We start from the raw sequence: 19,573 nt of genomic DNA on the forward strand, positions 1-19,573 counted from the left end.
GTCCCTGCCAACGATGCTGACGCGCTACCCGCTTCGAGGCGGGAATTTTACAATCTCGCAAACGCCGTGTGACGCCTCGGTGATCAGGTGTCGGCTTTGCGGTGCTTTGGGTCAATTCTTTTTCGCGCGCGGCGCACCCGCACGCGTGGAGCCCGATGGGCCCGAACGATGCCGGAGCCGCCCGCCCCGGGCGGCTCTCGGCCGCGCCCATCCGGGCCGCGCGCCTCGGGCGGCGCGCCGTCAGCGGGGCCTTCGGTCGTGGAAGAGGAGCATCTCGATGGTGCCGGCCTCGCGCAGCCAGGGCTGGTCGTGCGGCCCGGGCAGCACGCGGAGCGTGTGGGCGATGGAGCGCTTCGCGAGCTGCGCGGCGAGGGCGGCGTTCGCGCGGCGGAACGGGTCGCCCTGGCTGGTGAGCAGGTGCAGGTCGCGCGGGCCGGCCGCGGCGAGGGCCTTCTCGAACCGCTCGGCGTAGGCCGGGGCGCGGTGCGCGCCGAGGGCGGCCTGCACGCCGCCCCAGGCGCCGAAGAGCTCGGGCCTGCGGAGGAAGACCTCGGCGCCGATGTAGCCGCCGAGCGAGCAGCCGTCGAGCGAGGTGCGGGCCGCGTCGTCGAAGACGGGCGCCTCGGCGCGGGCGCGGGGCAGGACCACCTCGGCGAGCCAGCGCGCGTAGCCGTCGAGCGCGGCCGAGGGGTTCGGGGCCCGGTGCACGTTGGGCGTGAACGGGCAGGCGACGGCGAGGCCGCGGAACGGCCGCGCCGCGAGCGCGGCGTTCACCTCGGTGAGCCGGGCGTCGGTCCAGTCCTTGCGCCGCGAGGCGCGGGCGAGCGGCGGGCGGCGGAGCCGCTCGTAAGCGGAGCCGAGGCCGTAGCGCTCGATCCAGGCGAAGGCGCCCATGCGCTCATCGCCGGTCTCGCCGAGGCCGTGGAGCAGCACGAGCAGCGGGACGCGCTCGCCCGGGGCGAGGTGCTTCGGGACGAGCAGCGTGAACCGCCGGCCGAGCGCGCGATCGCCGGGCACGTGGAGATCGCGCACCTCGAAGGCGGGCGGCGGCGCCGGGGGCGGCGAAGGCGACGGGGAGGGCTTTGCGGGAGCCGCGGGGGAGGGCTTTGCGGGGGCCGCCGGGGCGGAGCCCGCGGGAGCCGCCGGGGCGGAGCCCGCGGGAGCCGCGAGGGAGCCGCGCGGCGCGAGCGCGGCAGCGCAGACGGCCAGGAAGCAGCGCCGGGGGACGAGCATGCCGGCAGTGTCGCAAGCGCCCCGGCGCGCGGCCAGTCCCGGGCGGCCGCCCTCGGCGTTCGCGTGCCGCGGCGGGTCCCCGGCGCCGGGGAACGGCCGCCGCGGCGCGGAGGCTTACGGCGCGGCGAGGGCCGCGATTTCCTCGGCCGGGAGGGCGTAATTGTAGATCCGGAAATCGTCGACGGACCCGATGAGCGGCGGATCCGCGAACTGCGATTTCCCGATGTAGTTGTTCACCGAGGACCCGATCTTGGACGGTGTCACGTCGTTTGGCGGCTCGGGCGTGGTCGAAGCGACGGCGGCGCCATCGATCCACACCGTGTACGTGCCGCTCGAGATCGTGACGGCCACGTGCTTCCAGACATCGATGGGCAGCGCTTCCGCGGTCCTCACGGTCGTCTCGCTCATGTCGAAATTGTACACGGAGAAGCGCAGCGGCCCGGTGGTGTCCTCCTCCAGGGTGCCCTCGGCCGGGGTGAGATAGATGAATCCGTTGGTAAAGCCGAAGTCGAAGATGCGAGACCACTCGTCGAGGCTACTCAGGTTGACCCAGGTGGCGATCGTGAGGTCGTCGAGGCCGTCGACGAGCCCGCCGGGGAGCTCGAGGTAGGGATCAGCGCCCTGCAGGCTGAGCGCGCCGCCGGCTCGCCCCATCGTCGTCCATCCGGCGCTCCCCTTGAGCGCGGCATCATGCCCATTCCCCGACACGTCGTGGGCCACGGTGTCGGCGCCCTCCTCGAAGGTATAGCGCGCGACGAGCATCGGAGCGGGTTCTGCGCCGCCCGAGCCGCCCGCGCCGCTGTCGCCGCCCGAGCCGCCCGCGCCGCTGTCCCCGCCCGAGCCGCTGTCGCCGCCCGCGCCGCCCGAGCCGCTGTCGCCGCCCGAGCCGCCGTCCCCGCCCGAGCCGCTGTCCCCGCCTGCCCCGCCGTCCCCGCTCGAGCCGCCATCACCGCTCGATCCACCGGCGGCGCCCGAACCGCCGTCCCCGCTCGAGCCGCCGTCCCCGCTCGAGCCGCCATCGCCGCTCGAGCCGCCGTCCCCGCTCGAGCCGCCATCGCCGTTCGAACCACCCTCGCCGCTCGAGCCACCCTCGCCGCTCGAGCCACCCTCGCCGCTCGAGCCGCCGTCCCCGCTCGAGCCGCCATCGCCGCTCGATCCACCCGCGGCGCCCGAGCCGCCTTCCCCGCCTGCGCCGCTGCCGCTCGTGGGCGAGCCGCCGCTCGATGTCGCCGCGCTGCCCCCGCCGCCCGAGCTGTCATCGCCGCTCGAGCCACATCCGCTCGAGATCGGCGCGAGCACCAAGAGGGCGAGCAGCGCAGCCCCGAAACCACCCGGCAAGATTGACGGCTTCCTCATGAGTTCCTCCTGTTGACAACGACATGTCGAGAGCGGGCCATGATGCTCCCGCGCTCGACCTGGCCGCGGATCCGCGGGAACATGGCTTGACCCGTCCCCATATCAAGAACACCGATCCGCTCGATCTGCCGATGATCTCGGCGAGTTGCGGGTTGAGTGACATGCGGCCGCTCGGCGCCTTCGCCTCACATGCCGCGGAACATCACGCTGCCGAAGACGCCGGCGGAGCTCGGCATCACCGACACGACCACCGGTCGTTCCTCCGTGGGGCGTAGAAGATAGGTGAGCGCGGCCCCCGCGAGCCCTGCTGCGCCGACGCCGAGAGCGATGTCGGCCGCCATGTACCGCCACTCGACCTGGGCGACATCGCTGTCCTTGCAGCGCGGCATGCAGGTTCGTTCGAGGTTGTCCAGCTCGGAGCTCCCCATCATCCCCAGCACCGCGAAGCCCGCCGCGCCCGCGACGCCCACGCCCGCCAGCACGTAGGTCAGCACCGGCACCGGACGGTAGCTCTCCGTGGCTCGGGCCGCGGCCTGGGGGGCCACGGGATCCACGAGGGGCACGAGCGCGATGTCGAGCTGCACGAAGCGCTGCCCCTCGAAGACCACGAACTCCCTGGTCACCGGCCGGTAACCCTCCTGCTCCACGCGGTAGGTGTGCCTCCCCGGGTCGAGGCTGAGCGGGACGCCGCTCGACGGCAGATCGACCTCCTGGCCGTCGACGACGATCTTCGATCCGGTGATCTGCCCGGACTCGCTCGTCACGTTGAAGATGACCGAGGGCGTCACCTTCTCGAGCTCGTCAATCCACGCAGCACACTCGCGGAGGACCGGGACCGGGCACTGCGGTCGCGTGCAGTCCGTCACCGTGCGCCGCGCCGCGATGAGGCGATGAGCCTTCCTCAGCTTCTGCACCTCGGCGTGCGCCGCGATGCACTGTGACACGCCCGGATCCGACTCGCCATTCGCGGCCGCGGAGGTCGCGGGCGCCGGGGCCGAGGGCGCCGGGGCCGCGGGCGCCGGGGCCGCGGGCTCGTCCGCGAGGGCCGCGCTCGACCAGAGCGCGCTCGTCATGAGCGCGATCGCCGCGCACCCGCGGCGCCCCGTCCGGAAAGGCCATCTGTCTCGCCGCATCTCAATCTCCAGAACCATACGACGTCCTCCTTCGTGTCGCGCAGGCTCCGCGCCCGAGAGCCTGATCGAGCGACCGCTCGCGCTGCCCGCGAACCGGGGGGCGGCGGTCTGCTCCCCGGTCACTGGGACGCCAGGGCCGCCACCTCGGCCGCCGAGAGCGCTCGATCGTAAATCCTGAAGTCGTCCATCATCCCGTCGAGGTAGGGATCCTCGTCGAACTGAGAACGGCCAATGAAGTTCCGCGTCGTGTTCCCCAGGTCGGCAGGTCGGGTCGTCATGCTGTTGCTGGTCGCCTTCTCGACCCCATCGATGTAAATCGAGGAGTTCGGCGGATCGAAGCCCAGGGTCACGGCGACGTGCTTCCACTCGCCGACAGGCAAGGTCGAGGTCGTGGAATACTCGTTGACGCCCGCGGGGGAGTTCAGCGAGAAACGGAGGCCTGTCGAGAACGCCCACGGACACACGTAGATCCACGTCGATGTCCCGCTCCCGAAATCGAACGCCCGCTGCCATACCTGCTGCTGGCGGAGGTAGATCCAGAAGGAGACCGTGATCTCGTTGAGCGTCCGCACGATGCCAGCCGGAAGCTCCACGTACTGCTGCTCTCCGGAGAGGGAGATCGCGTTTCCGATGCGACCCGGCACCCAGGTCGCCTCCCCCAGGACCGTCGCGTCGTGCTCGGCGTTGCCGGTGGCGTCCGCCACGACGTCCCCTTCGGTCTCATCGAACGTGTAATGCAGGAAGAGCCCCCGCTCGAGATCGATCGGGGCGCTGCCGCCGCCGCCATCGCCGCCATCGCCGCCGCTGCCGCCGTCGCCGCTGCCGCCGTCGCCGCTGCCGCCGTCGCCGCTGCCGCCGGTGCCGTCGCGGCCGCCGGCGCCGCCTACGCCGCTGCTGCCCGCGGCGCCCCCCACGCCTGCGTCCTCGCCTCCGCCGCCGTGGTGACCACCGCCCCCGGCGCTCCCTGATCCTCCGCCGCTCCCGCTGGAGCTCTGCGTCGTCGAGCCCGCGGCCGAGCCGCCTCCGGCGCCCCCTGCTCCTTCCTGAAGATGGGACAGGTCCTTGAGCGAGCATGCCCCGAGTCCGAGCGGCGCCAGCCAGAGGAGCGCGCAGAGTGTGGGACGAAGGGCTGCTGGGCCGAGCGGCGCCCTTCCAGGATCGGTCGCCCCACGGCGCCGGGAGATCGTGCGTCCTGTGCTCCCTTCGGACCTCCCCGGGCCGCTGCGGTCGCGGGCCAGGAGGCCCGAGGTCGGGGCGGTGTGCGGTCCGTCACCCGGCTCACGCGCGCACAGTACCTTGCTCCACATGTCCGTGTCCCCTCTCGCGAAGATTTCGATGTCTCCAAGGCGCATGACGCGCTCGCCGCCGCCACGAAGACTTCGGCCATCATGGGAGTGGAGGGGGGATGACCTCGGCGCCGAGCACCACCGGCGATGTAGGTCTTCTCCGGATACCGGCCCACGGCCCACGGGGCATCGGCCAGCCATCGCTGTTTCAGGTCATCTCGGCAACGCGAAGTAACCACGCGCCTTCCGCGCCAGCGTCGTGCGAATGATGGAGGGTATACCAGCATCGTCTGTACTGAAGCAAGTACTGCACTCCGACCCACGTCACGTGGCGCCGCTGGTCCGCACGGGCGAGCCGCCCCCCTCGGGGTGGTTGTCCCCGAGCCTGTTCACGTGAGGACCCGCGAGAGCCCAGGACTGACGCGGGTCACGAGCTTGTACGCGCTGCCAGCGCCCGCGCAGCAGCGGTCAAGTGAGGCGAGCCGAGGGGCGTGGCCGGCCCGGTCGATGAGGAACGAAGCCCCGGCGGCGATGCCCGGCCGTGAGGCAACGGCCGTGAGCGCGGTTCATCCGCCGGCCCGGGGTGGAGCCGAGTCAGGCGCCGGGGAGGCGGAAGTGGCAGTGGATGACGCCCGACGACGCGTGTCGCCGCGCGTCGCCGCGGCGCGACAGCGCGTGGCGGATCGCGCGCTCACATGCATTCGATCTTGAAACGCTTGATGCCGTCGGCGTCGATGGTGTAAGGCACATCGCAGTTTGGCTTCGGTGCCCTGGCCGAGCCCGTCGCGGTGGCCACGGGCTCGGCCGTGGCCGTGGCCGTGGCCGTGGCCGTGGGCTTCGACACCGGCTTCGGCCTGGGCTTCGAGCGCCCCCCTGCGGCGCGCGGGGCGTGGGCCTTCGAGGTCGGCTCGGGCTGCTTCGAGGTCGGCTCGGCGGCGCTCGCGCTCGATGCGGCGCGGGGCGGCTGCGCGGAGCCCTCGGGGGCGGCCGGCTGCGTGGCGTCCTCGGGGGCGGGCGGCGGCGCGGCGTCCTCGAGGGAAGGGGCCGTGGCGGACGCGGGCAGCGACGCCGACGCGGCCGGCGAGAGCGCAGCGGCCGAGGGTGCGGGCGTGATCCCCCGGGCGCCGGTGGCGGCGCGCCACGCGACGATGCTGCCCACGAGCACGATCGCCCCGATGAAGAGCGGGCGGCGCGCCTTGCTCATCCGCGAGCTCGCGCCGGTCTCGCGCGCGTCGGAGGGGCCCGACGAGGAGCCGCTCATCGCGGTGTAGCCGGCGGGCGCGAGCGACGGCGCGAGGAGCGGCGGCGTCCGGACGCTGAGCGGCGCGGACGAGTGCGCCGCGGCGGCCCAGCGCTTCATTTCCTGGTCGATGATGCGCTTCGTCTCCGCGCGGATGTCCTCGAACTCGCGCGCGAGGAACCTGCCGATTTCGCGGTTCGTCGCGGGGGGCCTCGTGGCGAGGAACGCCTCGAGATCCGACTCGAGCTCCAGCGCGGTGGCGTGGCGGTGCTCTCGGTTCGTGGCGAGCGCCTTGAGGATGATCCGCTCGAGCTCCTCGGGGATGTCGGGGGTGACCGCGCTCGGCCGCGGAACATCCCCGAGCAGGACGCGATGCATGATGGCGACGTCGGTCGCCCCCTTCCACATCCGCGTGCCCGTCGCGGCCTCCCAGAGCATGACGCCCACCGCGTACAGGTCCGCCCGCCGGTCGACGCCGCTCCCCTCGATCTGCTCGGGGGGCATGTAGGCGACCTTGCCCTTGATCACCCCCGTCGCCGTCTCGACGCTCCTGCCCACGAGCTTGACAATGCCAAAGTCGATGAGCTTGACCTGACCATCGTAGGTCACGAAGACGTTGTGCGGCGAGACGTCGCGGTGTACGACGTTGAGGGGCTCGCCGTCGAGATCGGTGAGCTCATGGGCGTAGTGGAGGCCCCGGAGCACGTCGATGACGATCCGGATGTGCATCTCCAGCGAGAGCCTGGCGAGCGCGCGCGACCGGATCGCCGAGAGCGGCTGGCCATCGAGGTACTCCATGACGATGGCAGGCCCCCGGGTCGTCTCGATGATGGCGTTCGTCTGGACGATGTTCGCGTGGTTCAAGCGCGCAGAGAACCGCGCCTCGTCGATGAACATCTGCTGCAGCTCGGGGTTGTCGACGTGCGCGGGCCTGAGGAATTTCAGAACGACGAGCTTGTCCACGCCCTGCGCGCCGCTCTGCACGGCGACGAAGACCTGCGCGGTCCCTCCTCGTCCGAGCTCGAGCAGGAGGTGATGGCCACCATAAGGGGTGACGTCTATCGTCTCATCGCTCACCTACACGAGGATGCCACAAAGCGCGCGGCGCTGACCAGCGGATTTCCGTGGAGTCACCCGCCCTCCACCGTGGCCACCCGCTCCCGTTCCATTGCCTTCTTCCGCCATCGTTGCGGCCGCGCAGGCTCGAGGTGTGATGTCGTCGATGCGCAGCGCGCAAGAGGTTCTCTGCGCGCGCCGGCGAGCGCCGTGCGCGCGGTGCGGTGAGGGCGCCCCGCGATGGATCTCTGCAGAAGAGCCCCCCGGAGGCGCGCGTCACGTCCTCGAGGACAGGGAGAGAGCTGCGGAGGCGCGCGGGGCTGTGTGGGCGGGGTCGTGTGGGCGAGCGTGCGTGTTTCTCGGTGAGGTGAGCACACGCGCGTCAGGGGGTGTGTCGTCGCCCTGGGGGCCGGACACGCTGCTCAACGACTTCGATCGTCGATGATCGATATCCCCGGAACCGGGCCTCGTCGAGAGCCGGGCGCGCCAGGCGCCCGGCCGTCGCGCCGCCAGGCGAGCGGCCAAGCGGCGCGCACCTCGCGCCACGCGCCATACCGTCAAGCCATGGACGCTCCGTGTCAACCCCCTTAGGTGAGCCGCATGCCCAGATCCGAGATCCTGGCGCGCTCGCTCCGGGGATGCCTCGTGCTCGTCGGGGGCGCCACCTCCCTGGTGCTGGTGGCGGTGGTGATCGCGATCCTCGTGCGCGCGCGCCGCACGCCGGGCGTGCCCGACGTCACCCTCCTGGAGCTGCCCCTCGATCGCCCGGTGGTGGAGCGCCGCGATCCGAGCCCCCTCCCGCGCTTGCTCGGCCGGGAGCCGCTGACCGTGCGAGGCCTGGTCGAGGCGCTCGATCGGGCCCGCGACGACGAGCGCGTGGCCGGGGTCGTCGCCTACCTCGGAGGGGCCGACCACGGCATGGCCGTCACCCAGGAGCTCAGGGACGCCGTGATCCACTTCCGGGAGAGCGGCAAGCCGGCCATCGCGTTCGCCGACACCTTCGGCGAGGCGGGGCCGGGCAACCAGGCGTATTATCTCGCCACCGCCTTCGACGAGATCTGGCTCCAGCCGTCCGGCGATCTCGGCCTCACGGGCCTCATCGCGGAGGTCCCGTTCGTCAAGGAGACCCTCGACCTCCTGGACGTCCAGATCCGCGGCGATCGCCGCGAGGAATACAAGACCGCCTACGACACCTTCACGGAGGTGGAGCTCACGGAGGCCCACCGGGAAGCCACGACCGCGCTCCTCGGCGATCTGTTCCAGCAGATGGTCGACGCCATCGCGGCGCGACGGCAGATCGCCCCCGACGACGTGCGCCAGCTCGTCGACCGGGGCCCCTTCCTGGCGCAGGCCGCCCTGGACGAGGGGCTGGTGGATCGGCTGGGGTACCGCGACGAGGCGATTGCCTATCTCCGGTCGCGCGCCGGCGAGGACGCCGACCTGCTCTTCGTCGATGCCTACCTCTCCCGGGCCGGTCCCCGGGCCACCCCGGCGCGCGAGCGCGGCGCCCGGTTCGCGCTGATCCACGGCATCGGGCCTGTCCACCGCGACCCACCGGCGCCCCTCGACCTGCTCGGCCAGGAGGACCGCATCAGCGCGCGGGAGGTCCGCGCCGCGCTCCGCGCCGCCGCCGCCGACCCCGATATCAAGGCGATCCTCTTCCGTGTCGACAGCCCCGGCGGGTCGTACGTCGCCTCGGACACCATCTGGCGCGCGGTGACGGCGGCCCGCGACGCGGGCAAGCCGGTCATCGTCACCATGGGGAACGTGGCGGCCTCGGGCGGTTACTTCGTCGCCATGAGCGCGACGAAGATCGTGGCCCAGCCCGGGACCATCACCGGCTCGATCGGGGTGGTGAGGATCAAGCTGCTGCTCCGCGATCTCTGGAGGAAGGTGGGGGTCACCTGGGACGGCGTGGCGACGAGCGACAACGCAGGCATCTGGTCGCCCCTGCACGACTACGAGGAGGACGAGTGGCAGCACGTACAGGCCTGGCTCGACCGCGCCTACGCCGATTTCACGGCCAAGGCGGCCCGAGGCCGCGCGCTCTCCGCCGAGGAGGTCGAGCGCGCGGCCAAGGGCCGGATCTGGTCCGGCGCCCGGGCCAGGGAGCTCGGCCTCGTCGACGAGCTCGGAGGCTACGCGCGGGCGCTGGAGCTCGCCCGGGAGGCGGCTGGCCTCGCCCCGGGCGCGGCCGTCGAGGTCGTGGAGTATCCGCCGAGGCGCGACTGGCTGGAGCGCCTCCTGGCCGAGCCACCGGAGAGCAGCGAGAGCCCGCCGGTCGCCGCGATCGACCCCTCGCGGGCCACCCTCGAGGAGGAGCTCCTCCTGCGGCTCGGGGAGGTGCTGGAAGCAGCCGGCCTGCCGGTCCCCTCCGGCGCGCTGTCGATGCCCCCGCTGAGGGTGGGACCGTGAGCCGAGCCCGGCGCCCGCGGCTCTCGTTCGCCTTACCACCGGACCCACCGGGATATCCTCTTCACGCGCGTGTACGCGCTCCCGTCGGTTTCGAGCCCCAGCCCCTGCGCGGTCGCCGAGTGGAGATGCGGCCCCCAGCCGCCGTCGTCCAGCGGGCTGTCGGCGTCAGCGCCGAGGTCCCTTGCTGCCGAATCGATGGAGGTACGGACATAGCAGAGCTCTTGCGTTCCGGGCACGCAGGTGTCGGTCGGGGCGTCCGTCGATCCAGGGGCGCTCCCGGCGTCAGCGTCGAATGGACGCGTCCTGGTGGAACATGCCGGGGTTGCGGTCAGCGATGCGGCCATCGCCCAGAGCGTAGACCTTCTCGATAGGACGCCGGTGAGCATCTGCCCCTCCTCGGTACCCGTGCGGCCAGACGCTCCACGGCGCAGCGTTGCTGGACGTCCCCCTGCGCGCCTGATGAATCGAGGACGGCTCGGATGGGTACGTACTCTTGATGCCGCAGGAGAACGGGGCGTTTCCGAAGCAGGAGAATTACCAGGCGTTCGCTCCGCGCCACGTCATGATCGAGCGTGCACGGAAGCTCCGACGGACATCTCGCGGGGTGAGCGAGGCTGAACGGCGGATCACCCCCCCTTGCGGTGAAACTCCACGAAGAACCGCACAGGCCCCTCGGGATCGACGTGATGCAGCACCTCGGGCAGCACGATCCCGCGGGTCTCCGGATCCAGCAGGAGCTCGCGGCCGTCGAGCCCATCGATGCGGTAGCGGAGCCGCCCGGAGAGGACGTGGATCACCCCCCACACGCCGGCCCTGGTCGCATGGTTCTTGCGCAGGCCGTCCGGGATCGTGCCCTCGTCGAACTCCGGCGTTCGCTTGTACGCGACCAGCCCGTCGGGCACCTCGAGCCGATCGCAGCGCACGCAGTCGAGCTCGGTTCCGAGCATCGACGCGCGCCCCTCGGGCGTGAGCACCCAGGGGCGCGTGACCAGAGGCGGTTTGTGCCGGACGTGCTGGCCGTGGCCGCAGCGGAGCTCCGCCACCCAGTCGTTCGCCTCGTCCTGATGGTAGCCCGTGATCGGTCGCAGCACCGTGCCGGCTTACTCCGCCCGGGGCTCCGCGTCACGCCACGGCGTCGTCCCACGCCGCGGCGCCGCGCCGGGCGCCCCTGTCCGGCGCCCGGTCACGCCGGCTTCCGCCCTGATACCGGATAGGGCGCGACCCCGCGCGCCCCGCCGCGCGTGCCCGCGCGCGGCCTCCCTCGCCGGTCCGCCGGTATCACCCGCCGCCGGTCAGCAGACGCAGCTCGGGGTCCAGAACGGCGGGTCGCTCGCGGGGAACGACTCGGCGCTCGCCACGTCCATCGCCTCCTCCGTCGGCTCGCCGTACGAGGGCGCGCCGCCGCGATCGACCGGCGTCTCCGGGTTGCCCTTCTCGTACGCCTGTCTCCCTTGCTCCTTGGGCCCGACCGCCGGGCGCTCCGGCCCTGGCCGCCACTGCTTCGCCACCCATTTCTCTGCCGCTCCCATGCGCAACCCTCCGCCTCCCCGTGCCCCCCGGAGACAGCTGGAGCCGGTCCGGCGTGCCGCAAGGGGCCCTCAGGGCGCTGGTTGCGCTCGCACGAACCGCTCGAGCACCGCCTTGCGCAGCAGCTTCGGGGGCAAGATCCCCTGGGCGAGCACGAAATCGTGGAATCGCTGCGCGTCGAAGCGAGCGCCCATCGTCGACTCGACCTCTCTCCGCAGCTCCATCAGCCGGGTGAAGCCGTAAAAATAGGACGTCGCCTGTCCCGGCGCGCGGAACGTGTATCGCTCCACCTCGGATTGCGCGAAGGGCGCCGAGAGGGCCACGTCCTGCGTGAGGAGCGCGCGCGCGGCCGCGGGCGTGATCTTGCCCGCCTGGAGCTCGGGGTCGAGGAAGGCGCGGGCGGCCCGCAGCAGGCGGAATTGCAGGGAGACGAGCTGGCCCTCGGGCGGCATGAACGGCAGCAGGATCGCCTCGGCGTAAAGCCCCCAGCCCTCCACGTTGGCGCTGTTCATCGCGAAGACCGCCCGGGCGACCGAGACGCCGCGCTCGACCAGCGACGCGAACTGGAGCTCGTGCCCCGGGCGCGCCTCGTGCGCCGTGAGCGTCCACGACGCCGCGGCGTGGGTGAAGTCGTCCGTCTTCTGCTGCGCGTCCGGCGCGGCGCCCGGCGGCGCGGGCAGGCTCAGCGGCAGCACGAACTCCCCCTCTTCTCCCCGGTTGTCGAGCAGGCGCGGCGGCCGCATGTGCGGCGCCGGCGTCTCCGCGCTCTCCGCGGCCGTGCCCAGCCGGATGCGCGCCGGCCGCTCCGGCAACGTCACGAGGCGCTCTCTCCTGAGGATGGCCTCGATCTGGGCGAGCCGCTCCTTGTAATGCGGCAAGATCGCCTCGCCCACGAGCTGCTCCTCCTTGAGCGCGCGGATCACGTCGCGGTAATCCGAGCTCGAAAGACCCCGCGCCCGGGCGACCGCGGCCGCGAGCTCCTGCGACCAGGGGAACGAGGGCGAGGAGGCGGAGCGCTCGCAGGGGCATGGCGGTGCTCTTGCACGGGCGCCGGCGAGCGCCAGCGTTGCCGGAGCCGCCCCCGCGGATGGGCTCACCCGATCCGGGCGGCGCTGGCCGTGGAGCTCTCCGAGGCGGCTCGTCGGGCCGCATCCGCCACCCGTCAGGCGAGCACGTCGGAGGCAGTCTTCGCCCCGAGGACGTTCTCGAGCCAGCGGTCGAGGGTCGCGATGTCCGAGCATGTCTGGATGCGCGCGCTCTCGTTCTCGGCGAGGACGATCCCCGCGCGCGCAAGCAGCCGCAGCAGGGTCTCCCTCTTGCCCTTGAGCTCTCCCTCACGCATGCCTTCGCGCTTGCCCTCACGCATGCCCTTGAGCTCTCCCTCACGCATGCCTTCGCGCTTGCCCTCACGCATGCCCTTGAGCTCTCCCTCACGCATGCCCTCGAGCTTGCCGCGATCGATGAGCCTCTGCACGAACGGGGGAAGCTTCGCCTCGCCTTCGATCTGCCGCTCCATGACCAACGCCTCCAGAGCCTGCTGCATGGGTTTGCGCAACCCGTCCCAGATGAGCTGAAAATAGACCATCGCGTGTTCCTGGTCGAGCCGGCCCAGGGCCGCGAGCGCCGCCTGGACCACGGTGAGCCCGTTCGGCCCGTTGCCGTGCGCCACCGCCGAGAGCACGGCGAGCTCCGTCTCCTTCTCCGCAACGGCCGGATTGGTGATCTCGGGGACGACGGCCGGACCCAGCACCAGCGGCGTGACGGTGCCGAGGCCCAGGCCGACGTCGATGCTCTCCGCCGCCCAGGCGGCCACGCCGGCGTCCGGCGCGACCACGAGGACGACCGTGGCGCAGCGCCTCCTGGCGCGCACGCCCGTGACGTACGTCGGCCACGAGAACTTCTTGTCCGGATCCACGTCGCGCTGGACCTCGAGGACGATCGCCAGCACGAGCGCGCCGTTCGCGTCGCGCAGCTCGAGCACCAGGTCCGCGCGGAACTCCGCCGGGATGAGCTGGTCGAGCGACGACTCGACCACCGCGACCGAGGCGTGCGGCGGCACCTCGACGTGGAAGAGCGTCGCGAGCACGTGGGGCGCGAGCTCCGGGCGCCCACGGAACATCTCGACGAGGGCGTTATGCTCGAGTGTCGGCATGATGCCCGGTGTTGGGCACGCCCCATGCCGACGCGAAATGACGGGAGAGCGCGAGGAGAGCTCCAGCCCAGGGGGCGGCGGCGCCATGGCGGAGGGGAGTGGCCACAGCGTTCCACGCCACGGTACGTCGGCCCGACGACCGAATCACCCGCGACGCGAAGCGCCGTCGGGTTCATTGGAGCGTTCGCCAGCCTGGCGCACTTCAACTCTCTGCCACGAACCGCCAGGTCACGTCGCCGCCCTCGTGCCGTGTTCCAAGGTCTCGCACTCCGAGGAGCGGAAGCGTCTTGGTCCAGAATCGGATCGCCCGAGCGTTGTCATGTATGGCACGGAGGTGCCACCGCCCTGGATACCGATGGAGCAGTAACTGGAGCGCATGGCGGCCCGCGCCGGTCCCACGGCTCGCGTGGATCAAGAAGAGCTCCGCGATGGTGAAATCGACGTCGTCCGGCATGTGTCTGAACGGTCGTAGCCCAATACACACGAACCCGACCGGTCGGGTGTCGCTCGTGATGACGTGCGTTCGCTGGAACGGCTGCATTGGGTCCTGGTCCGACTGCGGAGCTCGCAGGTTGCCGGGCGGCGTCACGCTTGAGACCCAATCGTCGACGATGTCCGGTTGCCATCGACCGGTCTCGTCCAGCGCGTAGAAGCTCGTGTCGAAGCGGGAGATCTCGTGGACATACATTGGCCAAACGTTCCGGAAGAACTCACGCGCCTCCCGCGTGCGCCATGCGTCAATGATGGATATGTTCATCTGTCTCTCGACATGCCGCGACGACGCCGGGCCTGCCCAGCGCGCCGATGAGCGTCGCCGGAGCGCGCAGCGCGGAGGCGTCCGCTCCTCGGCTGGTCAGGTCGCACTCCGTGTCACATGCGGGATCAGGTGGACCATGTAGTCACGCTTTCCGATTTGGACGCCCGACATCCGTAGTATTGAGTAGGCGGTGACCAGGTGAAAGTAGAAGTTGGGCATGAGGAAGTCGTGCAGGTACTGATGCCCTGTGAGATCCGCGTAGAGCCCGGCGCCTAATTCAAGGCGCTTCTGGGTCGAGAGCGCTGCGTCGTCCGCGGTGACTGCCCTGAGCAAGTCCTTTGTTTCTTCGATGTATCGGAGGGCCGTGGCCAGCGATTCGACATGGGGATCCAGGTCGATTGTGGGTGCGCCATTGAGCCACAGCGAGAAGTTGCGCGGTTGATTGCAGGTGAACGCGACCTGGGTCCCTAGAGGGTGCATGTCGACGGCCAGGCGCCTGGTCAGGTAGGCGTCTCCATCATTGGGGAAGTGGGTAGCCCCGGTCTTCAGGAGGTGCTCTAGCGTGCTCAGACGCGTTGCGAATATTTCCACGGCCGAAGCGATCGAGGAGACGGACATGAAGCCTCCAGTCAAGGTGCCTGAGGGGTGACGGGTATAACCTGACGCGTGCCCCTCCTGAGCATCCCGGAGACGGTAGCGTAGCCGACGGCCAGCCCGATGTGTCAAGCCTCCGGTAAAATCTCCTCCGGCTTCGTTCCCGTCACGAGCGGGTACTCCAGCCGCGAGCCCGCAAGGCGAGGGATCGGGATGGTGTGGAGCGTCAGGTAGAGTTCCTGTCGCTCGACATGGGAGTATCTCTCGGAGCCTCCGTGCAGGATGGATGGCCCCACCCATCCATGCTCTCGCATCTCCCGGCCGCGGAGGACGCCCTCACGACGCGGCCAGCGCGCCCACGAGCGCCGTGGCCACCACCGCCGCGGCCACGGCCGCGGCGCCCCGGTGCTTGGCGACCCAGAGCCCCGCGCACCGCGCCCGCGCCCGCGCGTCGAAGCGGCCGTGCGCCCCGTGATCGCCGGGCACCGGCGCCCAGAGGTTGTCCCTCCGGCCCTCGGGCACCGGCTCGTCGGTCTGCTGGCTGTCGTATCCCTTCCTGGACAGATACCGATCGAGCAGCGCCGGGATGATCCGGTTGCCGAGGACCGCCTTGGCCGTGGGGAGGCCGACCCACATCATCTTTCGCTCCCCGTGATCGGCCGCGAAGACGATCGCGTCCGCCGCGACCTCGGGCTGGAAGATCGGCGGCACCGGCTGGGGCCGCCCAGGGAGCCGGGTCTTCACCCACTCGAACTGCGGCGTGTTGAGCGCCGGCATGTCCACCAGGGTGACCCGGACGTGGCTGCGGTCGTGGAAGAGCTCGCAGCGCAGCGACTCGGTGAACCCCTTGATCGCGTGCTTCGCGGCGCAGTAGGCCGACTGGAGCGGGATCGCGCGGTGCGCGAGCGCCGAGCCCACCTGGACGATCACGCCGCGGTCGCGCGGCCGCATCCGCCGGAGCGCGGAGAGCGTGCCGTGGACGTACCCGAGGTAGGTCACCTCCGTGACCCGCCGGTACTCCTCGGGCCGCATCTCGCTCACGGGCGAGAACACCGAGGCCATCGCGTTGTTGACCCACACGTCGATGGGGCCGAGCACCCGCTCCACCTCCGCGGCCGCGCGCTCGACCGCTGCGGCGTCGGCCACGTCGACGGGCAGGACCAGCGCCTCGCCCCCGGCCGCCTCGACCTCGCGCCGCGCGCCCTCGAGGCCGTCGACCCCGCGGGCGAGCAGCCCGACGCGCGCCCCCCGCGCGGCGAACGCCCGCGCGGCGGCGCGGCCCACCCCGGCCGACGCGCCCGTGATCACCACGACCCGCCGGCGATCGCCATGGCCCGCGTCCTCGGCCGCGCGGGCCATCCGCTCCGGCCGGAAGAGCGCCGTCCAGCCGCCCCCGTACCGCCGCGTAGACCGACCGCGCGCCTGCGAGAGCAGGGCGACCGCCGCGCCGCAGGCCAGGCTGTTCCAGCGCGCGTCCGCCGGAAACCCGAGCGCCCACGGCGCGGCGACCAGCCACAGGCCGAGGGCGAGGTTCACCCAGAGCAGCGGGCGCGCGACCTCGAACAGGGCGACTAGGCCCACCGTCGCGAGCAGCGGGCCGACGATGCGATCGCTGGTCGACGCCGGCGCCCCGTAATCGAGGGCCGCCGGCGCGATCATGAGCCAGATCCCGACGGCGGCGCTGAGGATCGATCCCCACATGACTCAGGCTCCTCCCAGCGCCTCCCGGCGACCCCAGAAGGCGCTCCACAGCGAGGCGCGGCGGCCTTCGCGGACCCGACGCAGGTGTTGCAGGCTCGCCAGGACCTCGTCGAGCGCCGGCCCCATCATCAGGACCGAGATCACGGCCGTCACGAGGCACAGCGTGCACCAGCGGCCCACGACGAGCGGCTGGGCCATCACCAGCGCGACGCTGACGAGGCCGAGCGGCCCCACCGCGATCCCGAACAGCGTCACGATCCAGGGCATGGTCCGGTAGCGCGCCCGCCCCCCGACGAGGCCTGTCACCGCGTCGAGCAGGTAGCCGAAGGCGCCCAGCCACGCGTCCGGGATCGGGACGACCCGCGAGAGCTTCGAGTCGAGCACCGCCCGGCTCCCGTCCCCGAAGAACGGCTCCCACACGTCGTCGAGGACGCGGATCTGGTAAAGACCCAGGTACGCCGCGATCGCCAGGCCGGCCAGGGCGAGCCCGATGATGGGCAGTCGCTCCCTCCACGCCGAGGGGTTCGTGTCCCATCCAGGCGGGAGCTCGCCCGTCCCCGCGGCGCGCCCCGACCTGCCTCCGCCGGCGCGGGGGAGCTGCTCGCCGGATCCGCCGGTCAGCGGGCGATCCGCTTCAGGGCGCGTCTCCACCACGGCTCCGCTCTCCTCCGATCCAGGAGCAGCACGGGGATCGCGCTGACGATCCCGAACGCCATGTGGCCGAGGACCGACACCGCGACGCGCCGCGCGCCTTGCCGCCACACCGGCGGTGTCAGCTTCGCGGCGGGGAGCCAGCCGATGTAGCCGACGGCCCACACCGCGGTCCCCATCACGGAGCCGGCGAGCAGGGCGGCGGGGAGGGTCCGCAGGCGGAGCCGGCTCGTCGCCAGGCCGAAGAGCGCGCCGCTCGTCGCCCCGTAACCCCAGTGCATCCCCCGCGCGAGCGCGTCGTGCAGCCCGCGCCGCAGCGGCGCGCCCCGGAGCTGCTCCACGCGCGACACCATGAACTCGCCCGGATCCCTGCGCACCGGGGGAGGCTTCAGCCGCTCGGGCAGCTTCTGGCTCGCCTTCATGCCCTTCAGCATCAGCGCCGTGCCCACGGTGCCGCCCAGCACGCCTCCCGCGGCGTGAACGATCGCGTCATGTTTCATCTCGCCTCCCGGCAGGGGATCCCCGCGCCGCGAGCCGTGCAGAGGTCATGCCCCTCGCCCACCACCTCGGGGCACATCCGTTGCTGCGAGCGTGATGCGAGCGCTCCGGTGACGCTCGCGCGCGGGCTGGCGTGCGCGGCGGGCCGGCGCGGACCTTGGGTGTCGAGCGGACGAGGGGAGTCATCTCATGGCGGAGACCACGGCGGACGTGCTGATCGACCGGCTGATCGCGTGGGGCGTGGACACCGTGTTCGGCCTGCCGGGCGACGGCATCAACGGCCTCATGGAGGCGCTCCGGACACGGCAGGAGAAGATCCGGTTCATCCAGGTGCGGCACGAGGAGGCGGCCGCCTTCATGGCGTGCGGCTACGCGAAGTTCACCGGGCGGCTCGGGGTCTGCCTCGCGACGTCCGGGCCGGGCGCGATTCACCTGCTCAACGGGCTCTACGACGCGAAGATGGATGGCGCGCCCGTGCTCGCCATCACCGGCCAGACCTACCACGATCTCCTGGGCAGCCAGTACCAGCAGGAGGTCGACCTCCTCGCGCTCTTCAAGGACGTCGCCGTCTACAACCAGATGCTCGTCGGCGCCGCGCAGGCGCGCATGCTGGTGGACGCCGCGTGCCGGGCCGCGCTCGCCCGGGAGGGGGTCGCGCACATCACGGTGCCCGTCGATCTCCAGGACCAGAAGATCTCCGCGGACGAGCCCTCGGACAAGAAGGTCCCGGGGCACACGTCCTCGGTCTGGACACGCCCCGTCCGCGTCCCCACGGCGGAGCGGCTCGGCGAGGCGGCGGAGCTGCTCAACCGCGGCAAGAGGACGGTGATCCTGGCCGGGCGGGGGGCGCTCGGCGCCGGCGATCTGCTCGAGGAGCTCGCCGAGCGGCTCGCGGCGCCCATCATCAAGGCGCTGCTCGGCAAGGCGGTGGTGAGCGACGAGTCGCCGTACACCACGGGAGGGCTCGGGCTGCTCGGGACGCGCCCGTCCGAGATGGCGATGGAGGAGTGCGACACCCTCCTGATGGTCGGCACCAGCTTCCCGTACCTCGAGTATTACCCCCAGGCGGGCCAGGCCAGGGCGGTGCAGATCGACCGCGACCCGGCGCGGATCGGGCTGCGCTACGACATCGACGTGGGCCTCGCGGGCGACGCCAAGGAGACGCTCCGGGCGCTGCTCCCGCTGCTCCGGCGGCGAGAGGACCGCTCGTTCCTCGAGTTCGCCCAGTTCCGGATGCGCGAGTGGTGGGAGCTGATGCGCGATCGCGAGTCGCGGCCGGACGCCCCGCTCAAGCCCCAGGTCGTGGCCGGCGCCCTGAACTCGTTCCTCACCGACGACGCGATCATCACGACCGACAGCGGGACGATCACCACGTGGGCGGCGCGGAGCATCCGGCTCCGCCGCGGCCAGCAGTTCTCGTGCTCCGGCAACCTCGCCACCATGGCGCCGGGCCTGCCCTACGCGATCGCGGCGCAGGCGGCGTACCCGGGGCGCCAGGTCGTCGCCTTCATCGGCGACGGGGGGCTCACCATGCTGATGGGCGAGCTCGCCACGGCGGCCAAGTACAGGCTCCCCATTCGCATCATCGTGATCAAGAACAACACGCTCGGCCAGATCAAGTGGGAGCAGATGGTCTTTCTCGGCAACCCCGAGTACGGCTGCGAGCTCCACCCCATCGATTTCGTCAGGGTCGCCGAGGCGTGCGGGGCCTCGGGGTTCCGCTGCGAGCGGCCCGAGGAGGTCCAGAAGGCGCTCGGCGCGGCCTTCCAGGCGGACGGCCCGGCGCTGGTCGAGGCGGTCGTCGACCCGTTCGAGGCGCCGATGCCCTCCATGGTCAAGCCAAAGCAGGCCTTGCACATGGCCGAGTCGCTGGCGCGCGGCCAGCCGAACCGGGGGAGGATCGCCCTCACCCTGTTCCGCAGCAAGGTCCGTGATCTCTTCTGAGCGCCGTTCTCCGGGCGCTGTTTCATCGCG

At 71.7% G+C, this 19,573-nt stretch carries 15 protein-coding genes and 2 pseudogenes; 2 read left to right on the forward strand and 15 right to left on the reverse strand.

What is annotated here, in order from left to right; genetic code table 11:
- Positions 1-240 precede the first annotated feature (240 nt).
- The 5 genes from WMF31_RS15335 to WMF31_RS15355 form a co-directional block, all read right to left on the reverse strand.
- Positions 241-1,017 (reverse strand): hypothetical protein, encoded by a 777-nt coding sequence (locus WMF31_RS15335; RefSeq protein ID WP_436602662.1) that lies wholly within the window; start codon positions 1,015-1,017, stop codon positions 241-243.
- A gap of 330 nt (positions 1,018-1,347) precedes the next feature.
- Positions 1,348-2,589 (reverse strand): LamG domain-containing protein, encoded by a 1,242-nt coding sequence (locus tag WMF31_RS15340; RefSeq protein ID WP_436602663.1) that lies wholly within the window; start codon positions 2,587-2,589, stop codon positions 1,348-1,350.
- 185 nt (positions 2,590-2,774) lie between these two features.
- The gene (locus tag WMF31_RS15345) at positions 2,775-3,722 is read right to left on the reverse strand and encodes a PEGA domain-containing protein (RefSeq protein WP_436602664.1); all 948 of its coding nucleotides are present in this window, start codon (positions 3,720-3,722) and stop codon (positions 2,775-2,777) included.
- 119 nt (positions 3,723-3,841) lie between these two features.
- Positions 3,842-4,636 (reverse strand): LamG domain-containing protein, encoded by a 795-nt coding sequence (locus WMF31_RS15350; RefSeq protein WP_436602665.1) that lies wholly within the window; start codon positions 4,634-4,636, stop codon positions 3,842-3,844.
- A 1,063-nt stretch (positions 4,637-5,699) separates the two neighbouring features.
- Positions 5,700-7,325: a serine/threonine protein kinase gene (locus tag WMF31_RS15355; RefSeq protein ID WP_436602666.1), complete on the reverse strand. Its 1,626-nt coding sequence runs from the start codon at positions 7,323-7,325 to the stop codon at positions 5,700-5,702.
- 579 nt (positions 7,326-7,904) lie between these two features.
- Between WMF31_RS15355 and sppA the strand changes: the two genes are divergently transcribed.
- Positions 7,905-9,719 (forward strand): signal peptide peptidase SppA, encoded by a 1,815-nt coding sequence (sppA, locus tag WMF31_RS15360; protein WP_436602667.1) that lies wholly within the window; start codon positions 7,905-7,907, stop codon positions 9,717-9,719.
- Between the two features lie 626 nt (positions 9,720-10,345).
- Here sppA and WMF31_RS15365 read toward each other — a convergent pair.
- The 10 genes and pseudogenes from WMF31_RS15365 to WMF31_RS15410 form a co-directional block, all read right to left on the reverse strand.
- Positions 10,346-10,810 (reverse strand): DUF3565 domain-containing protein, encoded by a 465-nt coding sequence (locus WMF31_RS15365; RefSeq protein WP_436602668.1) that lies wholly within the window; start codon positions 10,808-10,810, stop codon positions 10,346-10,348.
- 201 nt (positions 10,811-11,011) lie between these two features.
- The gene (locus WMF31_RS15370; protein ID WP_436602669.1) at positions 11,012-11,248 is read right to left on the reverse strand and encodes a hypothetical protein; all 237 of its coding nucleotides are present in this window, start codon (positions 11,246-11,248) and stop codon (positions 11,012-11,014) included.
- Between the two features lie 69 nt (positions 11,249-11,317).
- Positions 11,318-12,229 (reverse strand): annotated as a pseudogene (locus WMF31_RS15375) (DUF885 domain-containing protein); the annotation flags it as partial.
- A 179-nt stretch (positions 12,230-12,408) separates the two neighbouring features.
- The gene (locus tag WMF31_RS15380) at positions 12,409-13,398 is read right to left on the reverse strand and encodes a hypothetical protein (RefSeq protein WP_436602670.1); all 990 of its coding nucleotides are present in this window, start codon (positions 13,396-13,398) and stop codon (positions 12,409-12,411) included.
- A 202-nt stretch (positions 13,399-13,600) separates the two neighbouring features.
- Positions 13,601-14,155 carry a GNAT family N-acetyltransferase gene (locus WMF31_RS15385; protein ID WP_436602671.1) on the reverse strand — a complete coding sequence of 185 codons (555 nt, stop codon included), beginning with the start codon at positions 14,153-14,155 and terminating at the stop codon, positions 13,601-13,603.
- Between the two features lie 96 nt (positions 14,156-14,251).
- A complete protein-coding gene (locus tag WMF31_RS15390) occupies positions 14,252-14,773 on the reverse strand; it encodes a DUF1993 domain-containing protein (RefSeq protein WP_436602672.1) in 522 nt (173 codons plus the stop codon).
- A 312-nt stretch (positions 14,774-15,085) separates the two neighbouring features.
- Positions 15,086-16,108: an SDR family oxidoreductase gene (locus WMF31_RS15395; RefSeq protein ID WP_436606563.1), complete on the reverse strand. Its 1,023-nt coding sequence runs from the start codon at positions 16,106-16,108 to the stop codon at positions 15,086-15,088.
- Positions 16,109-16,186: 78 nt separating this feature from the next.
- A pseudogene (locus WMF31_RS15400) lies at positions 16,187-16,450 on the reverse strand (SPW repeat domain-containing protein); the annotation flags it as partial.
- A 3-nt stretch (positions 16,451-16,453) separates the two neighbouring features.
- Entirely contained in the window at positions 16,454-17,104 is a 651-nt protein-coding gene (locus WMF31_RS15405; protein WP_207213619.1) for a vitamin K epoxide reductase family protein, read from the reverse strand.
- A complete protein-coding gene (locus WMF31_RS15410; protein ID WP_129349245.1) occupies positions 17,068-17,601 on the reverse strand; it encodes a hypothetical protein in 534 nt (177 codons plus the stop codon). Before WMF31_RS15410 ends, WMF31_RS15405 begins: the two co-directional genes overlap by 37 nt.
- A gap of 187 nt (positions 17,602-17,788) precedes the next feature.
- Here WMF31_RS15410 and WMF31_RS15415 point away from each other — a divergent pair, with 187 nt between their 5' ends.
- Positions 17,789-19,543 carry a thiamine pyrophosphate-dependent enzyme gene (locus WMF31_RS15415; protein WP_436602673.1) on the forward strand — a complete coding sequence of 585 codons (1,755 nt, stop codon included), beginning with the start codon at positions 17,789-17,791 and terminating at the stop codon, positions 19,541-19,543.
- The last annotated feature ends 30 nt before the right edge of the window (positions 19,544-19,573 follow it).

Source organism: Sorangium sp. So ce1036 (assembly GCF_051369805.1).
In the GTDB taxonomy this organism is placed as follows: domain Bacteria; phylum Myxococcota_A; class Polyangia; order Polyangiales; family Polyangiaceae; genus Sorangium; species Sorangium cellulosum_F.